The organism is Actinocatenispora thailandica (assembly GCF_016865425.1).
GTDB lineage: Bacteria > Actinomycetota > Actinomycetes > Mycobacteriales > Micromonosporaceae > Actinocatenispora > Actinocatenispora thailandica.
Map to the genome: position 1 here is coordinate 2,692,729 of NZ_AP023355.1, position 19,333 is coordinate 2,712,061.

Here is a 19,333-nt window from a genome sequence, read left to right on the forward strand (position 1 = left end):
CATCCCGCCCGCCCGGCCGGTGCCCGGCGCCGCACTTCCCCTGCGGCACGGGCCGGTGGTCCGCCATCGCGGCAGCAGCGCTGTCGTGGCCGGTTCTGCCGGCCCGGCTGGTCCTGCCGGCTGTGCCGGCGCGGCCGGTTCTGCCGGCTGCGTCGTCGTGCCGGCTTTGGTGCCGGACCGATCGCGAGCGAAGGGGAACAACCGACATGGCAAGAATGCACAAGCCTCGTTCCGCGGCACTGGTCGGTGCGGAGCGCGCCGCGGCGGAGTTGCCGACGATCCCCGCCCACGTGATGCCGCACCGGTCCGCCCACGAGTTGCTGGCGCTGGCTCGGCGTGGGCTGATCGAGGCGGCGGAGACCCGTTCCGACGGCCAGCGATACGCCACCGCCCACCTCGCCGCGCTGCGCGCCGCCGCGGCCGTGCTGGTGTCTCGGGCCAGACCCGCCCCGGCCCGCCGTGGCCGGCCCACCAACGTGTGGGCGTTGCTCGCGACCGTGGCGCCGGAGCTGGCGCAGTGGGCAGACCGGTTCGCCGCCGGCGCCGCCAAGAGATCCGCCGCCGAGGCGGGGATCCTGCGGGTGGTCAGCAAGGTCGAGGCCGATGATCTGCGCGCCGACGCCGAGCGGTTCGTCGCGGTGGTCGAGCTGTCGCTCGGCCTGCCGCACCAGCCGCTGATCACCACCAGGGCGAGCTGACCGCCGGCGGCACGGCCTTCTGCCGGCCGCTGACCGGCGCCGCTCCACCCGGGACGGGGCACCGTCGCGGCCCCGCCTGGCGGGCAGCGCGGCGCCGGTGGCGAACCGTCGGCCGGTCCCGGGTGGGGGCTCGGGTCGTGTCGTGCCGCCGGTCTCATCCGTAGCTGTTCGGTCACCATGTCCGGCCGCGCCGGTGCGCATGGCGCATCGACCGTGCCCGGACCGCGACGGTTCCGGGTGGACCGGTACGGCGGGAACAGCGGGTCGCCAGTGCGCACGGCGGTAGGGCCGTGCGGGGCAGTACACAACGGGGGAACGAGATGAAGGGCGAGGCCGTCCGGCCCGCCGGCGGTGCGGTGCGCGGACCCGCGCCGGCGCAGTTGCTGCGCTCCGGCGCCATCCGCTCGGGGGCCACGATCCACCACCGGATAGACCGGGTCCTACCGGTGTATCCGCCGTTGCGCCCGCTGCTGCCAGACGGCGGGTTGCGCCGGGGCAGCGTGCTGTCGGTGGCCACCGAGATCGGCGGTACCTCGTTGCTGTTCGCGCTGCTGGGCGCGGCGTCGCAGCAGGGCGAGTGGTGCGCCATGGTGGGGCTGCCGGACATCGGCGTGGTCAGCGCCGCCGAGTTCGGGGTGGCACCCGAACGGCTCGCCCTGGTGCCGCATCCCGGACCCCACTGGTGGCCGGTGGTCGGCGCGTTGCTGGACGGGTTCGGGCTGGTGGTGGCGCATCCGGCCGGGACGGTGGCGGCGGCGCAGGCACGTCGGCTCGCGGCGCGGGCCCGGCAGCGCGGTGCCGTCCTGCTGGTGCACGGTGACTGGCCCGGCGCCGACGTGTCGCTGCGCTGCGCCGATCCGGTCTGGGAGGGGTTGTCCGACGGGCGCGGCCGGCTCCGGCGGCGTGCCCTGACGGTGCTGGCCACCGGCCGGGGCGCCGCGGCCCGACCCCGTTCGGCCCGGCTGCTGCTGCCGGCGGGCCGGCTCGGTGCGGCGTCGGTGGCGGCGGCGGCCTTCGCCGCAGACGCCGGTTCGCCGGTCGGGACGAGGGTGTCGATCGGTGCCGGGGCCGCTGCCACGGACCCCGGTGTGCCGACCGGTACCGGTGCCACGGTCGGTGCCGGGCCGGTGGCCGGTGTCGGAACGGCGTCCGGGGCCGGGGCGACGGCCGGCGTCGGTACGGCTGCCGGTACCGGAGCGGCCCGTGCCGGGCGCCGATCACCGGCGGACGTCGGTACCGGGCCGTCCGGCGAGGCTGGTGCCGAGGCGGTGGGCTGAGGTGGACCCGATCCGTACGCTCGTGCTCTGGTGCCCGGACTGGCCGGTCGCCGCGGCCTTCACCGACCACCGCGACGCCGGGGTCGAGCTGGCCGAACACCGGCCGGTGGCGGTGGTCGACGCCGGTACCGTGATCGCCTGCTCGCAACTGGCCCGCGCCGAGGGGGTGCGGCGCGGCCAGCGTCGTCGAGACGCCCAGGCCTGCTGCCCGGAGCTCATCGTGGTGCCGCACGACCCGGTGCGCGACGTGCGGGTGTTCGAGCCGGTCGCCGACGCGGTCGCGGAGCTCGCTGCCGGTGTCGAGGTGGTACGGCCGGGCGTGGTCGCGCTCGCCGCCCGGGGCCCGGCCGGGTACTTCGGCGGTGCGGCGGCCGCGGCGGAGCGGCTGGTCGATCACGTCGCCACGACCTGCGAGGTGGATGCCCAGGTCGGCATCGCGGACGGGGTGTTCGCGGCGACCCTGGCCGCCCGGGCCGGCGTGCTGGTCGAGCCGGGCGACACGCCGGCGTTCCTGGCCGGGCTGGACGTGCGGGTACTGGCCCGGCCGGAGCTGGTGGGGCTGCTGCGCCGGCTCGGCATCCGTACTCTCGGCGCGTTCGCCGCGCTGCCGGCGGGCGACGTGCTGGCCCGGTTCGGGTTCGACGCGGCGGTCGCGCACCGGCTGGCCGCCGGCCGGGAGCAGCGGCTGCTCGCCCCCCGGTCGGTGCCGCCGGAGCTGTCGGTACGCGAGGAGTTCGACGACCCGGTGGCGCGGGTGGACACCGCCGCGTTCCTGGCCCGGTCGCTGGCCGAGCGGCTGCACGAGCGGCTGGCCGCGCACGGCCTGGGCGCCACCCGGTTGACCATCACCGCCGGTACCGGCAACGGCGAGCGGTGGGAACGCACCTGGCGCTCCGACGGGCTGCTCGGGCCGGCGGAGATCGCCGACCGGGTCCGCTGGCAGCTGGAGGGGTGGCTGACCCGGCCGGGCCGGCCGACAGCGGGGGTCACGATGCTGTGCCTGGCCCCGGACGGGCTGGTCGAGCACGCCGGTTTCCAGCGCCGGCTGTGGGGTGAGCCGGGCGACGAGGGCGCGGACGCGCGCCGGTCGGTCACGCACGTGCAGGGCCTGTTGGGGCCGGCCGGGGTGTTGGCCCCGGTGCTCGGCGGCGGCCGGTCGCCGACCGAGCTGCCGCGGCAGGTCCCGTTCGGCGACGAGCGGGTACCGGCGTTGCCGCCGGCGCCGTGGCCGGGGCGGCTGCCGACGCCGGCGCCGGCGGATGTCGCGGCGGCCGGCGCCACCGTACTGGCTGCCGACGGGGTGCCGATCGGGGTGACCGGCCGGCACCAGATCACCGCGTCGCCGGCCACGGTGACGGTCGGTACCGGTGCGCCGGCGGCGGTGCTGTCCTGGGCCGGGCCGTGGCCGGCGGAGGAACGCTGGTGGCTGCCCGGCGAGGCGCGCCGGCTGGCCCGCATCCAGGTGTCGCTGGCCGACGGCCGCGCCCTGCTGCTGGCGCTGGCGGGCGGGCAGTGGCGGGTGGAGGCGAGCTATGACTGAACAACCGTCCACTGTGGACAACGTGGGCGCCGGTGAGAGCGGGGTGCGGTGATGGGGTGGCACAATCCACCGATCTCGTGGGCGGAGTACCACCGACGGCTGGTCGGCCGCCCGTCCCCGGACGATCCCCGCTCCCCGGCCGACGGCCCTGCTTCGACCGGCGGCCCTGCTTCGACCGACCACCCTGCTTCGGCCGGCGGCCGGCTGTCGGGTGACGGCCGGCCGGGGCAGGCCGCGGGCTCCTCGGCGGGCGGGGGAGGGCAGGACGCCCCCGCGCCGGCGAGCGGTGACCGCACCCGGCGCGGTCGCCGGCTCCGGGCGCTGCCCGGTCCCGGTACCGGCCGTTCCGGCGCCGGCGGCCCCGGCCTGCCCGGCCCCGAGCGGTCCGGCGCTGGCCAGCCCGGCGGAGCGGGCGCACCGGCTGCCGCGCCGCCGGGGGCGTTCCGGCGGGCCGGCCGGGCCCGGCCGGTGCCGTACGCGGAGTTGCACTGCCACACCAACTACAGCTTCCTGGACGGGGCGAGCCCGCCGGAGCAACTGGCCGGGCAGGCGGCCCGGCTGGGCCTCGCCGGTCTCGCGGTCACCGACCACGACGGGTTCTACGGTGTGGTCGAGTTCGCCGAGTCGGCCCGGGACCACGGGCTCGCCACGGTGTTCGGTGCGGAGTTGACCCTGTCCGCGGCGCCGGTGGAGTCCGGGCCGAACCAGGACCCGGCCGGCGAGCACCTGCTGGTGCTGGCCCGGGGCGCGGAGGGCTACCGGCGGCTGTCCACCGCGATCAGCGAGGCGCACCTGCGCGGCGGCCGGAAGGGCCGCCCGGTGTACGACCCGGCCCAGCTGTCGGAGCTCGGGCGGGGGCACTGGTGGGTGCTGACCGGCTGCCGCAAGGGCGCGGTACCGGCGGCGCTCGCCGCGGCCGGCGCCGGCGAGGCCATGACGGACGGGCGCGACGCGGCGGAGCGGCGGCTGCGTGAGCTGGTCGACCTGTTCGGCGCCGACCGGGTGGCGGTGGAGCTGACCGACCACGGCCGGCCGGACGACGACGACCGCAACGAGATCCTGGCGGAGCTGGCGACCCGGCGGCGGCTGCCGATGGTGGCGACGGGCAACGTGCACTACGCCCGGCCGGCGGACGGCCGGCTGGCGGCGGCGCTGGCCGCGGTGCGGGCCCGCTGCTCGCTGGACGAGCTGGCCGGGTGGCTGCCCCCGGCCCCCTCGGCGTTCCTGCGCAGCGGTGCGGAGATGGCGGCCCGGTTCGGCGCCTGGCCCGGTGCGGTCGAGTCCACGGTGGACATCGCCGCGGACTGCGCGTTCGACCTGCGGCTGGTGGCGCCCCGGCTGCCCGACTTCGACCTGCCGGCCGGCGTCGACTCGGAGATGGCCTACCTGCGTGAGCTCACCTACCAGGGCGCGAAGGGCCGGTACGGGGAGCCGGCACGGCATCCGGCCGCGTACCGGCAGATCGAACACGAGCTGGCCATCATCGACGAGCTCGGCTTCCCGGCTACTTCCTGGTGGTGTGGGACATCGTGCGGTTCTGCACCACCAACGGCATCCTGTGCCAGGGCCGGGGCTCGGCGGCCAACTCCGCGGTCTGCTACGCGCTGGGCATCACCGCCGCCGACCCGATCGCCTACGACCTGCTGTTCGAACGGTTCCTCGCGCCGGAGCGGGACGGGCCGCCGGACATCGACATCGACATCGCCTCGGACCGCCGCGAGGAGGTCATCCAGTACGTGTACGCCAAGCACGGTCGCCGGCACGCCGCGCAGGTGGCGAACGTGATCAGCTACCGGCCGCGGATGGCGGTACGGGACGCGGCGAAGGCGCTCGGCTACTCGACCGGCCAGCAGGACGCCTGGAGCAGGAACCTGGACGGTGACGCCGGCCGAGCCGGCCAGGTCGACGCAGCGTCCACTGTGGATGGTGAGGGGATACCGGCACAGGTGACCGAGCTGGCCGGCCGGCTGATCGGCTTCCCGCGGCACCTGGGCATCCACTCCGGCGGGATGGTGATCTGCGACCGTCCGGTCGGCGAGGTGTGCCCGGTCGAGCACGCCCGGATGCCCGGCCGCACCGTGTTGCAGTGGGACAAGGAGGGCTGCGCGTCGATCAACCTGGTCAAGTTCGACCTGCTGGGGCTCGGCATGCTCACCGCGCTGGGCGAGGCGCTGCGGCTGGTCGGTGAGCACCACGGCCGGCGGTACACGCTGCACGAGCTGCCGATCGAGGACGAGGGCGTCTACCGGATGCTGTGCGAGGCCGACTCGGTCGGGGTGTTCCAGGTCGAGTCGCGGGCGCAGATGGCCACCCTGCCCCGGCTGAAGCCGGACTGCTTCTACGACCTGGTGGTGGAGGTGGCGCTGATCCGCCCCGGCCCGATCCAGGGTGGCTCGGTGCATCCCTACCTGGACCGCAAGAACGGCCGGCAACCGGCGACGGTCCCGCATCCGCTGATGCAACGGGCCCTGGGCAAGACCCTGGGCGTACCGCTGTTCCAGGAGCAGCTGATGCAACTGGCGATGGACGTGGCCGACTTCGGGCCGGCCGAGGCCGACCAGCTGCGCCGGGCGATGGGTTCGAAGCGCTCCGACGCGCGGATGCAGCAGCTGCGGGCCCGGCTGTACGAGGGGATGGCCGGCAACGGCATCACCGGCGAGCTGGCCGACGAGATCTTCACCAGGCTGTCCGCGTTCGCCAACTTCGGGTTCCCGGAGAGCCACGCGATCAGCTTCGCGTTCCTGGTGTACGCCAGCGCCTACCTGAAGCGGTACTACCCGGCCGCGTTCTGCGCCGCGCTGCTCAACGCTCAACCGATGGGGTTCTACTCGCCGCAGACGCTGGTCGCCGACGCGCGCCGGCACGGCGTCGCGATCCTGCGCCCGGACATCAACTCTTCCGGCGCCGGCGCGACGCTGTCCGGCCGGCAGCGCGCCGACCCGGTCGCCGGCCGCGCCGACCCGGCCGTCGGCCGCGCCGACCCGGCCGTCGGGCGGCAGTGCGCCGACCCGGCGCCGAAGGACGCGCCGCCGCGGCAGTGGGGCGTGGCCGGCCCGGCGGTACGGCTGGGATTGTCGTCGGTGCGCGGCATCTCCGCCGACCTGGCCGAGAGCATCGTGGCCGAGCGGCAGGCGCACGGCCGGTACCGGGATCTGGCCGAGCTGGCCCGGCGCACCGGGCTGGGGACGCCGGCGCTGGAGGCGCTGGCCACCGCCGGCGCGTTCGGCGGGATCGGGCTGACCCGGCGGCAGGCGCTGTGGGCTGCCGGCGCCGCCGCCACCGAGCGCCCCGACACCCTGCCCGGTACCGGCAGCGGCGCCGCCGCGCCGACACTGCCCGGGATGGACGCGGTGGAGCGGATCGCGGCGGACGTGTGGGCGATCGGGCTGTCCACCGACAGCCATCCGGCCGAGTTCGCCCGGGACCGGCTGGACGCCGCCGGGGCCCGCCGGATCGGTGAACTGGCCGGTGTCGCCGACGGCGACCGGGTCACCGTCGGCGGGGTGGTCACGCACCGCCAGCGGCCGTCGACCGCTGGTGGGGTCACGTTCGTCAACCTGGAGGACGAGACCGGCATGCTCAACGTGATCTGCTCGCCGGGGGTGTGGCGGGCACATCGGCGGACCGCGCACACGGCGCCGGCGATGCTGATCCGGGGCCGGCTGGAGCGCGCCGACGGGGTGACGAACCTGGTCGCCGAGCGGATCGCGCCGCTGTCGCTGTCGGTACGGACCGCCTCCCGTGACTTCCGCTGACGCCTGCTGACGCCCGCTGACGCCCGCGTCTCAGCTGTCCGCGGCGGGCTCGTCGGCAGCCGGTGGCAGCAGGCGGAAGCGCAGCTCGGTGGGGATCAGCAGGGTGGCGAACCGCGGCGCCACCGGCAGTGGCCGTACCGCCGGGGTGTAGTCGCGGGCGATCAGCGCGGTGAGCAGGGTCAGCTGCAGCATGCCCAGCCGGGCGCTGAGCCGGCTGCCCGGCCCGGCACCGAACGGCAGGTACGCGTGCCCGTGCGCGCCGGGCGCGAGGAAACGTTCCGGGCAGAACCGGTCCGGCTCGTCCCAGCGGCGCGGGTCGCGGTGGATCAGGTACGGGCTGATCAGTACCTGCTCGCCCGGCTCCAGCCGCCAGCCGGCCACCGCCACCGGCTCGGCCACCTGCCGCGACACCAGCCAGGTCGGCGGGTGCAGCCGCAGCACCTCGCGGACCGTCGCGGCGGTGTAGGCGAGCCGGTCCGGCTGGGCCGAGCCGGCCACCTCGGCCAGCCCGTCGGTCGCCTCGTGCCGGATCCGCCGGCAGGTCTCCGGATGCTCGGCGAGCGTGGCGACCAGCCAGCACAGCGCGGCCCCGGGCACCGCATGCATGCCGGCCAGCGTGGTCAGCAGCGCCCGGCTGGTGGCGGTGCGTCCGGTGTCCTCGGCGCGTACCTGGTCGAGCAGGTCACCGGGCGACTCGGGCGGTGGCTGGTCGAGCCGTTCGGTGACCGCGCGGGTCAGCGCCGCGGACAGCGCCCGGTCCGCGGCGCGCAGCCGGCGCCGCCGCGGGTCCGGTATCCAGCGCGGCAGTTGCAGACCGGAGTCGAGCACCGCGACCAGCGCCAGCGCCGACTCGGCGATCGCGCCGGACAGCTCGGCGTCCGGCCAGCCGGGCCGGCCCAGGCAGAAGTCGGCGATCGCGATCGCGGACAGCCGCTGCAGCGCCGACACCCCGGGCAGGGTGCGCTCGGCCAGCGTGGCCAGCGCGTGCGGGAACGTCTCGATCAGCCGGCCGGCGTGCGCGGCGAGCATCGGGGTGGTCAGCTCCCGGGCGGCCGCGTCCCGGGCCGCCGGCCAGTCCGCGAGCGGCGCCCGGCCGCCGGGTCTGGCGCCGGACAGCAGCATCCCCTCGGCCCGGAACTGGTGCTGCGAGTCGGCCAGGATCCGCCGTGCCCGGTCCGGGTCGCACACCACCACGGTGCCGGCGTCGAGCCGGAAGACGTCGCCGTACTGCTGCTGGCAGCGTTGCAGGAAACCGATCCGGTCGTGCTGGTAGGCGCGTTCGTTGCCGGCAAGTGCGCTGCCCCTCGGCCCCGGCAGGGCTCGTGTCGTCGCCACGGCCACTCCTTCGCCCTCTGCGTGCCGGTCGACCGGCACGCACCGCCCCTGCGCACGACCGGGCGTCCCGCGGACCCGCGCCGCCCGGTCCGCAACCACCCATGATCCTCATCACGCGCGTCCTCTTCGTACCGAGATCTCTGGCCACAGTCAATCCGTCACACACTGTGTCGCTCGCAACGCGATACCCGGTTGCCCGCGGCCGTGCGGACTGGCACGATCCCCCGGCTGTGTCGGACCAGACCCGCCGGTACGGAAGGGTGCCGGAGCGCCGTGCGTTGCTGCCGGTGTGAGCTACCGGGAGATCGATGCGGTGGTGATCGGTGCCGGCCAGGCCGGCCTGTCGACCGCCTACCACCTGCGCCGCGACGGGGTCGGGTTCGTGCTGCTCGACCATGCCGGCGGTCCGGGCGGTGCCTGGCGGTACCGGTGGGATTCGCTGCTGCTCGGCCGCACCCACCGCATTCACGACCTGCCCGGGATGCCGCTGCCGGCCGCGGATCCGGACACCCCCGCCTCCCGGGTCGTCGCCGACTACTTCGGCGCCTACGAACGCCGCTTCGAGCTGCCGGTGCGCCGGCCGGTCGACGTACGCGCGGTGCGCCGCGGCGCCGACCGGCTGCTGGTCGACACCTCCGCGGGCGGCTGGGCGGCGCGCACCGTGGTGAACGCGACCGGTACCTGGGAACGGCCGTACTGGCCGGCCTACCCGGGCCGGGAGAGCTTCGGGGGCCGGCAACTGCACACCGCCGACTACCGCAGCGCGGGCGAGTTCGCCGGCCGGCACGTGGTGGTGGTCGGCGGTGGTGCGTCGGCCACCCAGCTACTCGCCGAGATCTCCGCGGTGACCAGCACGACCTGGGTGACGCGCCGGCCGCCGGTCTTTCGCGACGAGCCGTTCACCGAGGAGCTCGGCCGCGCCGCGGTCGCCGAGGTGGACCGCCGGGTACGGGCCGGGCTGCTGCCGGGCAGCGTCGTCTCGGCGACCGGTCTGGTACCCACCGAGCAGGTACGGGCCGCGATCCGGCGCGGCGCGCTGCGCCGGCTACCGATGTTCGACCGGATCACCCCGACCGGCATCGCCTGGGACGAGCCGGTCGAGGGCCGCCGCGAGCGTGCCGCCGACGTCATCCTCTGGTGCACCGGCTTCCGCCCGGCGCTGCGCCATCTCGCCCCGTTGCGGTTGCGCGAGGCGGGTGGTGGCATCCGGGTCGAGGACACCCGGGTGATCGCCGAGCCGCGGTTGTTCCTCGTCGGCTACGGCCCGTCCGCGTCGACCATCGGCGCGAACCGCGCCGGCCGGGTGGCCGCCCGCGGCGTCCGCGCGCTGCTGCCGCCCGCGGCGACCGCGGCCGCCTGACCGCCGCCTGACCGCCGGCTGGAAGCCGCCGGAGGCCCGGGACGCCGGTCCGACGCACCTCGATCGCTCCGGTGCGCGTCAGCCGGCGCTGAGCTGGACGTGGACCTGGCGGGGGCCGGTGAGCGCGCGGTGGGTGCGCAGCGCGGCCCGGTACTCGTCGCCGGCCGGGGCCTGCCGGTACCGGTCGTGCCGGCGGGCCCAGCGGTCCGCGTCGGCGAACCAGTCGTGCCCGGCGATCGGGGTGCCGGTGACGATGGCGGTGCGCACCGCGGCCAGGTAGCGCGCCCAGCGCGGCCGGTACACGTCACGCACCAGCCCGTCCACTCCCGGTTGGCGTAGTCGCGCAGGCCGCCGTCGACCGACGCGGTCCGGCCGCCCCACACGGTCAGCAGGCTGCGCTGGTCGAACTCCAGCCGGTCCGCCTCGTCCTCGTCGCCGCCCGCCGCCCGGGCGGTCGCCAGCCGTGGCCCGAGCAGCAGTTCCGGCCGGGTCGCCACCAGGTCGGCGAGCAGGTCCAACAGCGCCAGCCAGGCGGCGGCCAGCTGGTCGAACACCACCAGGTCGGCGTCCGTGTACGCCTGGTACAGCTGCGGCAGCAGGAGCCGGCCACGGTTGTCGATGGTCTGCCGGGCCACGTCGACCAGGTCCGACCGGTACGCCGCCCCGGTCCGCAGTCGCGGGGCGACCGCGAGCAGCGCCGGCAGGGCGGCGTCGAACGCGCTCGGGTCGTACTGGACGGTGCTCGGCGACCAGGCGGCACCGGAGGTGGCGGTCAGGCTCGGCTGCGCGCCGAACAGGCCGTCCTGCGGTTCGGCGCTGTCCCCGGGGATCGCGTACGCGGTGCCGCGCAGCGCCGCCCAGGCCGCCTCGGCGTGCCGGTCGGCGGCACCGTAGCGGCGCCGCGCGTAGTCGGCGTAGTACGCCGGCAGGTCGATCCGGTCGGTGCGCCAGCCCAGCGCGCCGAACAGGTCGAGGTTCGCGTCCGAGGTGCGGTTGGCCTCCGGCATCAGCGCGATGCCGGCCAGCGCGCCGTTCGGCTTGCCGCGCCAACGGTGGTACTTGTCCACCCAGGTCGCCGCGGCCCCGCCGAGCGTCGACTTGCCGCCGTAGTTGTAGATCGTGCCGAACGCGTACGGCGTGTTCGACCAGTCGCGCTCCCGGTCGACGGCGCCGGAGCGCTCCGCGAGCCCGTCCACGATCAGCATCTTCGACCGGTCCACCGCCGCGATCGTGGCCGGTAGCGGGTTGCGCTGCCAGCCCAGGATCACCCAGGTGGCGCCGGGGCGGGCCCGCCGCAGCGCCCGCTCGACCGCCCGGGACGCCTCGCCCACCGGGACGTCGCCGGCGCTGCCGCCCTCGTGCAGCAGATCCATCTTGTACATCGTGGCCGGGCCGAACCGGTGGGCCTGGTTGGCGTAGAAGGCCGCCGCCACGTCGGCGAAGACGCTGCCCCGCGGGTCCAGCCAGCCGGGCCGGTCGAAGCCGCACCACCGGCCCTGCGGTACCACCCGGGCGGCCGGGTTGCGGGCGGCGAAGTCGGGCGGCACGGTACCGAAGTAGCCGGGCAGGACCGGTGTCATGCCCAGCGACCGGACATGGTCGATCACCCGGGCGGCGAGCGCGGCGCGCCGGTGCACCAGGCCCGCCGACATCGGCCCGCCGAAGCCGGACATGTTCTGCAGCAGCCACCACGGCTGGTGTGCCGGGCCGGGGATCCAGTCCAGCAGCTCGGCGGCGGAGTAGCCGAACGAACGCAGCGTGTCCAGGTAGACCGCATCGGTGCCGAGCCCGATCAGTACCTCGTTGAAACCGTGCGCGGCGAGCACGTCGAGGTCACGCCGCCACGCCTCGAACCCGGCGTTCGGATCGGTGTACCCCTCGTAGGTGTCGTTGCCGGCGAACCGGTGCGGCACCACCGCGGTGGCCTCGATGGCACCCACCGGCGCCGGCAGCCGCCGCGGCAACGCCAGGTTGTCGGCGGTCCACCAGATGCCGGCCGACAGCGTGCCGAGGTAGCGCTGCACGCCGGCGAGGGCGGTGGCCCCGCTGGTCGCCGCGACCACCAGACGCCCGTCCCGCCCGTCCACCCGGTACCGGTCGGTGCGGCCGGCCAGCCGGCGCAGCTCGATCTGGTCGGCGTGCCGGCCGAGCAGCCGGCGCAGCGCGGCGCCGGCCGCCGCCAGCGACGGTGCCGCGTCCGCCGTCACGGGCGGCGCCGCGAACCCGGTGGCGACGCCGGCTCCGATCGTTGCGGCGAGCACGCTCCTGCGTCGCACCATCGCGTCCTCCGAGACTCCGGCCGCCACCGCGGCGCGCATCGAATGCGAACAACGTATCGATGACCATCGTCTCGTGTCACGCTGCCCTGGTTCGTCCGGTCCGCGCGGTACGGGCCGGCACGGCCGGTCTCGCGGGCCGGCCGTGTCGCTCCGGCGCCGGTCCGGCGCACCGGTAGGCTCGACCACCAGGGGTCGACGTCGCGCACCTCGCTGCTTGCGGCGACCGCCCCGACACGACCAGGAGGGGCCCAGTGACCGTGGAACGCAGCCGGGTGCAGTCGACGCCACGTACCGCGGTGGTGTGGCAGGTGCTGCGGGCCGAGCTGGCCGCCCGGGACGGCGAGCTGCTGTCGGTGGTCGACGTCGGCGGCGGTACCGGCGGGTTCGCGGTGCCGCTGGCGGCGGCCGGCCACCACGTCACCGTCGTCGACGCCAGCCCCGACGCGCTCGCCGCGCTCAGCCGCCGGGCCGCCGACGCCGGCGTCGCGGACCGGATCACCGGGCTGCAGGGCGACGCCGGCGACCTGCCCTCGCTGGTCCCGGCCGGCAGCGTCGACCTGGTGCTGTGTCACAGCCTGCTGGAGGTGGTGGACGCACCCGAGTGGGTCGCCGCCGCCCTCGCCGGGGTGCTCCGGCCGGGCGGATCGGTCAGCGTGCTGGTCGCGAACCGGGCCGCCGCGGTGCTCTCCCGCGCGGTCGGCGGGCACCTCGCCGCGGCCGCCGCGCTGCTGCGCGACCCGGACGGCAGCACGGGAGTGCGGGACACCCTGCAGCGCCGGTTCGACACCGCGTCGGCGACGGCGCTGCTGTCGACCGCCGGCCTGGTGGTGGAGCGGGTGCACGGCGTGCGGGTGGTCGCCGACCTGGTGCCGGGTGCGTTGCTGGACGCGGAGCCGGGCGCCACCGACGCGCTCGCCGCGTTCGAGCTGGCCGTCGCCGGGCAGCCGCCGTACCGGGAGATCGCCACCCAGCTGCACCTGCTCGCCCGGCGGCCGGCCGGTCATGCCGACACCGGCTGAGCCCGACCCGTTCGTCGTGCCACCCGGCGGCGTCGCGCCCCGGGTGGTCGACCCGTTCGTCGCTCCCCGGTACGGCGAGCGCAGCCTCGCCGACCTGCTCGGCTCGGTGTACGCGGTGCTCGGTGCGGGCGGTGCCGACCCGCTCGGCCTGGCCGACCGGCTCCCCGGGGTGCGCCGGGTCGTGCTGCTGCTCGCCGACGGGCTCGGCGCCGGGCTGTTGCCGCTCGCCGCGCCGGCCGCGCCCGCCCTCGCAGCGGCGGTCGCGCTACCGCCACTGACCTGCGGGTTCCCTTCCACGACGCCGACCAGCCTGGTGTCGCTGGGGGTCGGCGCGCCGCCCGGCCGGCACGGGGTCGTCGGCTTCACCGTGCGGCTGCCCGGCACCGACCGGCTGTTCACCCACATCCGGTGGGATGCCGACGTCGACCCGCGCGCCTGGCAGCCGCTGGACAGCTGCTTCGATCGGGGCCGGGCCGCCGGCGTACCGGGGTGGGTGGTCGGACCCGCCTCGTTCGCCGGCAGCGGGCTGACCGACGCGGCGTACCGCGGCGCCGGCTATCTCGGGGCGCGCGGCACCGGCCAGATCGTGTCCCAGGTGGCCGGCGCGCTGGCGGCGGCCGACCGCGGCGTGGTCTACGTGTACCGGCCGGAGATCGATCGTGCCGGGCACCTGTCCGGCCCCGGCTCGGCGCCGTGGCTCGCCGCGGTCGCGGCCGTCGACGAGGTGGTCGCCGGGATCGCCGCGGTGCTGCCCGCGGACGCGGCGTTGCTGGTGACCGCCGATCACGGGATGGTCCGGGTCGGCGACGCGGACCGGATCGACCTGGACGGGCAGCCGGCGCTGCTCGCCGGTACCCGGGTGATCGCCGGCGAGGGCCGGGCCCGGTACGTGCACGCCGAGCCGGGCGCCGCCGGCGACGTGCTGGCCACCTGGCGCGAGCTGCTCACCGACCGGGCCGAGGTGGTCTCCCGCCAGGAGGCGATCGCGGCCGGCTGGTACGGCCCGACCAGCCCGGCCGCCGCCGAGCGCATCGGTGACGTGGTCGCCGCCTGCCGCGGCCGGTCGGTCCTGGTCCGGACCGTCGAGGAGCCGACCGAGTCGCGCTTCCTGGGCTACCACGGCTCGCTGACCGCGGTCGAGATGACGGTTCCGCTGCTGCTCGTCCGGCCTGCCGGCTGAGCGGCCGCCGGCGCGGTCCTGTCGGACCCGGCCGCTACCGTCGGGGCGGCGCCGGCCGGCGGTGCGGCAAGGCGGGTCCGGAGCGGGTACGGGGGAGCATCGATGGGACGCAGCCAGTTGCAGCGGGGGAGGGGCCCGGCGGGGCGGACGGGTTCGGCCCGGACGCCGACGACACCGGCTGCCCGATCCTGCACGTGGACATGGACGCGTTCTTCGCGTCCGTCGAGGTGCGTCGCCGTCCCGAGCTGCGCGGCCGGCCGGTGGTGGTCGGTGGGGTGGCTGGCCGTGGCGTGGTCAGTTCGGCGAGCTACGAGGCGCGCCGGTTCGGCGTGCATTCGGCGATGCCGACCGCGCGGGCGCGCCGGCTGTGCCCGGCGGCCGTCTTCCTGCCGCCGGACTTCACCGCCTACCGCGAGGCGTCCGACGCGGTGATGCGCATCTTCGCGCAGACCACCCCGCTGGTCGAGCCGCTGTCGCTGGACGAGGCGTTCCTCGACGTGTCCGGCGCCCGCCGGCTGCTGGGCAGCCCGGCGCAGGTGGCCCGGCGGATCCGCGCCCGGGTCGTCGAGGAGTTGGGCCTGACCTGCTCGGTGGGGGTCGCGCCGACCAAGTTCGTGGCGAAGCTGGCGTCGTCCCGGGCCAAGCCGGACGGGCTGTTGGTGGTGCCGGCCGGCCGGGTCGTGGCCTACCTGCACCGGCTTCCGGTGGGCGCGCTGTGGGGGGTGGGGGAGCGCACCGAGCAGGCGCTGCGGCGGCTCGGCGTGACCACGGTGGCCGACATCGCGCACAGCCGGCCGGAGACGCTGGTGGCCGCGCTCGGCCCCGCGGTGGGCGGCCATCTCTACGAGCTGTCCTGGGGCGGGACCCGCGGGCGGTCACGCCACACACCCCGGAGAAGTCGGTGGGCGCCGAGACCACGTTCGAGACCGACATCGCCGATCCGGCGGAGATCCGGCGGGTGCTGCTGGAGCTGGCCGGCCGGTGCGCCACTCGGGCCCGCCGCGCCGGGGTCGCCGGCCGCACCGTCAGCATCAAGGTGCGGTTCGCGGACTTTCGTACGATCACCCGCTCCCGCACCCTGCCCGATCCGACCGACGTGGCGCGGGAGATGTTCGAGACCGGATGGTCGCTGTTCACCGCGCTGGGCACCAGCGAGCGGGTGCGACTGGTCGGGCTCCGGCTGGAGGGCCTGCAGGACGAGGCGGCGCCCCGGCAGCTGGTGCTGGGGGAGCGCGAGCACGGCTGGCGTGACGCGGAGCGGGCGGTGGACGCGGCGACCGCCCGGTTCGGTGCGGCCGCGGTGCGCCCGGCGTCGCTGCTGTCACCCGCCCAGCGCGACACGCCGGCCCAGCGCGACACGCCGGCCCAGCGCAACACGCCCGCCCGGGGTGACACGCCCGCCCGGGGTGACGGCGGCGGCAGCGGCGCGTCCGGCTAGCACGGCGGAGGCGCTGGTGCCCGGAGCACGCGACGAGCACGACGATACGGGATGAATCACCCAGTTGAGTCGGGAAAGTGGGCGCGCGAGCGGCACCGGTGAGAGCATGGGGACATCCGCTGAACGTGGGTCGACTCCCGCTTCCCGCAGGGGTGACCCGCTCGTAGACTGGCCGGTAGGCAGCCATCACCCGGCTGCTCGGTCAGCCGGCTTCGCCGGCCGCGTCGACCCGGGAGGAGTGCCGTGCCGCTCTCGGAGCACGAGCAGCGACTGTTCGAGGAGATCGAGCGGTCGCTGGCTGACGACCCCAAGTTCGCGTCGGCCGTGCGCGCGAACGATCCGCGCCATCATGCCCGGCGTCGCCTGGTGATCGCCGGGATCATCCTCGTCGCGGGGCTGGGGGTGCTGATCGCCGGTGCGATGCTGCACAACACGCTGCTCGGCGTGATCGGTTTCGTGATCATGCTCGCCGGCCCGGCGTTCGCGCTCCAGTCGCGCCGCCGCACCAGCAGCCGCCGCGGCCACCTGCGCGTCGTCGGTGGTGCCAGCCGTCGACCGCGCCGGTCGGGCCGGTCGATGCGGCGCGGCGGTTCGTGGCTGGACCGGCTCGAAGACCGCTGGCGCAACCGCCCGGAGGGGCGCCGCTGACCCCGAACCGGCCAGCCAGCACCGCACCGACGACGAGCCCTGCTGAGCCCGGCACCGCACCGTGGACGTTCCGGTACGCCTCGGCGGCGCGCGGCACGCTCGACGAACCCGGCATCCTCGACCGACTCGGCACCTGACGACCGCGGCGTGCGGCCCGCGGCACGGCTCGAACCCTGCCCGGCCGGCCAGGGCTCGTCCGCCCGGCCGGCGTCTCGAAGGCGATGATCACCTCCCGGGCGGCCCGGCGCGGTGCCGCCCCCGGCGGCCCCGGCGCCCGCCGACCGCCCGGTCAGCCGGTACGGCTGGCACCGCGGCGGGCCCGCATCGGGCGCGGTACCAGCCGGTGCGCGGCCTGCTGCCAGTCGGTGATCCGGGCGGCGATCGCGCCGACGGTGTCCACGATGGCGTGTCGCCAACGGTGCAGCACCGACCGCGGCAGCACCAGCGCACCGAACCGGCGCAGCCTCGGTACCCGTTCGACGAGCCCGGCGCGGGCCTGTCGGGACGCGTCGCGCAGCCCGGCCGCGGCGGCCGGGGTGCGCGCGTACCGGGCCCGCTCCTCGGCCAGCGCGAGCCGCTGCACCGCCTCGGCCGGGCCGGCCGGCAGCGACTCGTCGCGGACCAGTCGCGCCGCCATCGCCCGCGGCGTCTCCGCCGGCAGCACGTCGTAGCGCAGGTCGACCATCGTGTCGACCAGTTCGTCCCAGGCGGCGTGGGCGGCCCGCCGGCCGGCCGCGGTACGGGCGTCGTCACCGCCGCCGACCCGTAGGTCCGGCGGGTCACCGTCGGTCGCCGTCGACACGCTGAGCACCCGGTCCTCGGCCCGGGACCGGCGACCGCGCAGCACCCCGCGCCGGGCCGCCGGGATGGCGAGCAGCGCGACGAGGACCGCGGCGCCGAGCACCCAGTACAGCCAGCCGGTCGGGCTGCCGCCGGAGTTGCCGTCGGCGCGGTTGAGGCCCGGCCCGCCGTGCTGGCCGGCGTCGGCCGGCGAACCGGTCGACTTGCGCCCCGGCTGGTCGGCGCTGCTGCCGCCGCTGCTCGCCGGGTCCGGTTCGCTCGGGTTCGGGGCCCAGCCGAAGACCGCGGAGCCGGACACCTCGGTGGACGGCGTCGGGTCGAACGGCACCCAGCCGAAGGTGGGGAACCAGACCTCCACCCAGGCGTGCGCCTCGTGGCTGGTGATCTGCCAGGTGTCGCCGTTGCCCAGCCGGGTGCCGTGGGTGTACCCGACGACGACGCGGGACGGGATCCCGGCCTCGCGGGTCATCCAGGTCATCGCCGCGGCGTACTGCTCGCAGTAGCCCTGGCGACCCTTGAGGAAGTCGACGATCGCGCTGCCGCTGGTGCCCGCCTTGGTCTGCAGGGTGTACTTGAAGTGGTTCTTCGGCGAGAAGAAGTCGAGGATCGCGCGAACCCGGTCGTACTCGGTGGGCTTGCCCCGGACCAGCCGGTCGACCTGGTCGGTGATCTGCGGGATGTGCGTCACCTCGGTGTCGGCCTTGACCGCCGGGTCGCCGCTGGACAGCGCCGGCGCGCCGCGCAGGTCCTTCGCCTTGTAGTCGAAACTGTCGTAGTTGGTGCTCCAGCTCCGGCCCGCGGTCGCCGGGCGATCCGCGGCCACCACGCCGGTGTCCGCGTCGTAGCGCCAGTTGGCGCCGCCGGGTGCCTGCACGGTCGTCGGGTTGGCGAACAGCGGCAGGTACCGGTCGTCCAGCCGCTGCCCGGTCAGCTCGGCCCGGTAGCGCTGGTACTTCAACGAGGACGGCTTGCCGCTGGTCGGCTCCACCAGCCCGCGTGCCAGCGGCTGCGCCTGCCGGGGCTGGCGCGGCTTGAACCCGTTGTCGGTGATCTGGTCGGCCACCGCGGTGCGCAGGTAGCCGGGGTCCGGGTCGCTGGTGCGCAGCTCGAACAGGTTGATCGGGGTACCCAGCCGCAGGCTGCCGCGCAGCGTCGAGATCGGGTTGATGCTGGTTCCGAGCTGGCTCGCGCCGCCGGGCCCGGTACCGGTACCCGAGTTGTAGGCGGCGATGCGGTCCAGCACCCCGGTCGACAGCCCCGGTACCAGCAGCGGCACCACCACCGCGAGCACCAGTGCGGCGAACCCGACCCGCCGGCCGGCGGCCGCCAGCGGGGACGGCTCCCAGGCGTCGATGTCGCGGCCGTCGCCGGTGAACCGCCGGCCCCACCGGCGTACCCGGTCGATGTGGTCGGTCATCAGCAGCCAGAGGTAGCCGGCGGCGCTCAGCACGAACGGGAGCCAGGACACGCTGTCCGGGTGCACCGCCACCGGCACCGAGTACAGCGCGAGCAACGGCAGCCCGGCGAGCGCGGGGTGGCGCATCCCGACCGCGAGCACGTCGACGGCGATCGCGACGAGACCGACGCCGACCGCGACCAGGAAGTCCAGTGAGACCCGTTCGGGCACCGGCACGGCCAGCCGCTGCACGTCCTGCCCGGCCTGCGTCAGCAGGGCGTCGAAGTGCCGGAACGTACTCGCGCTGGGGAGCACCCGGAACAGCTCGTGGCCGGACGGGAAGGTCCAGGTGACCAGCAGCAGCAGCCCCGCGAGAGCGGCGAGCCCCTGCCCCCAGACCGGGACCCGCACCGCCCGCGCGCAGATCGAGACGATCACCACGACCGCGATCGACAGGAACGAGTACAGCGCCCAGCTGTACAGCTCGAAGATGGTGGACAGCACCGTGGTGGACAGCAGCGTCGCCGCGCCGGCCACCAGCGCCACCGCGCGCCGCTGCGTCATCTCGCTCCCTCCGGTCGCGGCGTCATCTCGCGCCCTCCGGTCG

At 76.1% G+C, this 19,333-nt stretch carries 9 protein-coding genes and 3 pseudogenes; 9 read left to right on the plus strand and 3 right to left on the minus strand.

The window, feature by feature from the left end; genetic code table 11:
• Positions 1-206: 206 nt before the first annotated feature.
• The 4 genes and pseudogenes from Athai_RS12015 (at position 207) to Athai_RS12030 (ending at position 7,270) form a co-directional block, all read left to right on the plus strand.
• The gene (locus Athai_RS12015) at positions 207-698 is read left to right on the plus strand and encodes an SAV_6107 family HEPN domain-containing protein (protein ID WP_420829774.1); all 492 of its coding nucleotides are present in this window, start codon (positions 207-209) and stop codon (positions 696-698) included.
• A gap of 320 nt (positions 699-1,018) precedes the next feature.
• Positions 1,019-1,975, plus strand: a complete 957-nt coding sequence (locus tag Athai_RS12020) for a hypothetical protein (RefSeq protein ID WP_203961584.1) — start codon at positions 1,019-1,021, stop codon at positions 1,973-1,975.
• Between the two features lies 1 nt (position 1,976).
• Positions 1,977-3,515, plus strand: coding sequence for a DNA polymerase Y family protein (locus Athai_RS12025; protein WP_203961585.1), 1,539 nt, complete (start codon positions 1,977-1,979; stop codon positions 3,513-3,515).
• Positions 3,516-3,836: 321 nt separating this feature from the next.
• A pseudogene (locus tag Athai_RS12030) lies at positions 3,837-7,270 on the plus strand (error-prone DNA polymerase).
• 30 nt (positions 7,271-7,300) lie between these two features.
• Here Athai_RS12030 and Athai_RS12035 read toward each other — a convergent pair.
• Complete coding sequence (locus Athai_RS12035; RefSeq protein ID WP_203961586.1) at positions 7,301-8,605, minus strand: cytochrome P450; 1,305 nt, start codon at positions 8,603-8,605, stop codon at positions 7,301-7,303.
• A gap of 289 nt (positions 8,606-8,894) precedes the next feature.
• Between Athai_RS12035 and Athai_RS12040 the strand changes: the two genes are divergently transcribed.
• On the plus strand, positions 8,895-9,965 hold the full coding sequence (locus Athai_RS12040; RefSeq protein ID WP_203961587.1) for an NAD(P)-binding domain-containing protein: 1,071 nt from the start codon (positions 8,895-8,897) through the stop codon (positions 9,963-9,965).
• Between the two features lie 78 nt (positions 9,966-10,043).
• Here the strand turns inward: Athai_RS12040 and Athai_RS12045 are convergent.
• A pseudogene (locus Athai_RS12045) lies at positions 10,044-12,283 on the minus strand (alpha-N-acetylglucosaminidase).
• 212 nt (positions 12,284-12,495) lie between these two features.
• On the opposite strand from Athai_RS12045, the gene Athai_RS12050 reads away from it, so the two are divergent.
• The 4 genes and pseudogenes from Athai_RS12050 to Athai_RS12065 all read left to right on the plus strand — a co-directional run bounded on the left by Athai_RS12050 (position 12,496) and on the right by Athai_RS12065 (position 16,529).
• The gene (locus tag Athai_RS12050; RefSeq protein ID WP_420829775.1) at positions 12,496-13,263 is read left to right on the plus strand and encodes a methyltransferase domain-containing protein; all 768 of its coding nucleotides are present in this window, start codon (positions 12,496-12,498) and stop codon (positions 13,261-13,263) included.
• Positions 13,247-14,443 carry an alkaline phosphatase family protein gene (locus Athai_RS12055; RefSeq protein ID WP_203961589.1) on the plus strand — a complete coding sequence of 399 codons (1,197 nt, stop codon included), beginning with the start codon at positions 13,247-13,249 and terminating at the stop codon, positions 14,441-14,443. The genes Athai_RS12050 and Athai_RS12055 overlap by 17 nt, the downstream gene beginning before the upstream one ends.
• Before the next feature lie 98 nt (positions 14,444-14,541).
• Positions 14,542-15,881 (plus strand): annotated as a pseudogene (locus Athai_RS12060) (DNA polymerase IV).
• Between the two features lie 243 nt (positions 15,882-16,124).
• A complete protein-coding gene (locus Athai_RS12065) occupies positions 16,125-16,529 on the plus strand; it encodes a DUF3040 domain-containing protein (RefSeq protein WP_203961590.1) in 405 nt (134 codons plus the stop codon).
• A gap of 289 nt (positions 16,530-16,818) precedes the next feature.
• Here Athai_RS12065 and Athai_RS12070 read toward each other — a convergent pair whose 3' ends face one another.
• On the minus strand, positions 16,819-19,290 hold the full coding sequence (locus Athai_RS12070) for a transglutaminase TgpA family protein (RefSeq protein ID WP_203961591.1): 2,472 nt from the start codon (positions 19,288-19,290) through the stop codon (positions 16,819-16,821).
• Between the last annotated feature and the right edge of the window lie 43 nt (positions 19,291-19,333).